General features: G+C 56.0%; 1 protein-coding gene. It reads left to right on the top strand.

What is annotated here, in order from left to right:
• On the top strand, positions 1-845 hold an 845-nt coding region (locus H7B90_RS30290; protein ID WP_185139643.1), incomplete at its 5' end, for a transposase.
• Positions 846-1,144: the final 299 nt, after the last annotated feature.

The raw sequence follows: 1,144 nt of genomic DNA, 5'->3' as shown, positions 1-1,144 counted from the left end.
ATTACGCACCGCAAGAGGCCGTGTTCGAGCGCCTCAAGACGGTGATAAGCGATCGGGAGTTTTGGGTCAAGCAGACCACCGCCCTGGGGAATCGGATCGTCCGCTGGATCGATCGAAACTTTCCCGAATTCAGCAGCGTCTTCCCCGATTGGACGGTTCCACGTTCGCTAGCCTCGCTTCGGGCGTTCCCGATGCCGTCCGACTTGCGGAACTTGAGTGCAGATGACGTCATCGAGGGCTGGAGCAAGCAAGGCATGAAGCGTGCCGGCGGCGTTCGCGGGAGAGGGATGGCGGCTGAGCTTCTCCGGGCAGCCGCCCGCAGCATCGGCGGTTCGCAAGCGCCGATTGAAGAGAAAAGGGATCTCCAATGGCTCCTTGAGGCTTACGAACAGAACGTGCAACGGCTTCAGCAGATGGAACAGGAAATCCAAGAGTTGCTTGACGGCCTTCCGATGGCGGAACAACTGCGGAGCATAAAAGGGCTGGGTACCATCACCATTGCGGTCATCCTGGGCTGCGCGGGGGATTTGCACAGGTATGACCATGGACGGCAGTTGCTGCGACGAGCGGGGCTCAATCTGGCCGAGTGTACCTCCGGCAAATTCAAGGGGCAGATTAAGCTCTCCAAACGCGGCGACAGCACCTTGCGGAAGTATCTCTATCTAGGCATGCTCTCTCTTGTCAGGCATCATCCGGATTTTAAACGCTGGCATCAGCAGAACCAGAAGAAGGGAATGACCAAGCAGGCTTCGGTCTTTAAGTTAATCGGCAAGCTCGCTCGCATCCTCATTGGAATGATTCAGCGCGGGGAGTCGTATCGCTCGGAGGTACATGTGGCCGCTTAAGACAAGTCGCTATTCATTAGCAATCGCGAGACCGCCTTACGAATGTTGACTCGTTCGCAGGATTTCACAAAGAAAGCATAGAGAACCGAATGCTGGGTTCGTAAGGGCATAGACCCGTTAACTAAACGCAATCGGTCTCCACGCCTTGGACAGGTGTAACGAAGGAATGTAAGGGCATAGACCCGTTGAGACATGGGAGGGTGAACCTCCAAGGGCCAAGTGGAGTATGCAGCAGAAGCCAAGCGAAGTCCCTCTATACGCGACTTCTGTTCCTGCATGCCCGATAAGCACAACGACGG

It is taken from the genome of Cohnella xylanilytica (genome assembly GCF_014212175.1).
In the GTDB taxonomy this organism is placed as follows: Bacteria; Bacillota; Bacilli; order Paenibacillales; family Paenibacillaceae; genus Cohnella; species Cohnella xylanilytica.
The sequence above is the reverse complement of the archived record's forward strand: the minus strand, read 5'-3'. Positions and strand labels throughout refer to the sequence as shown.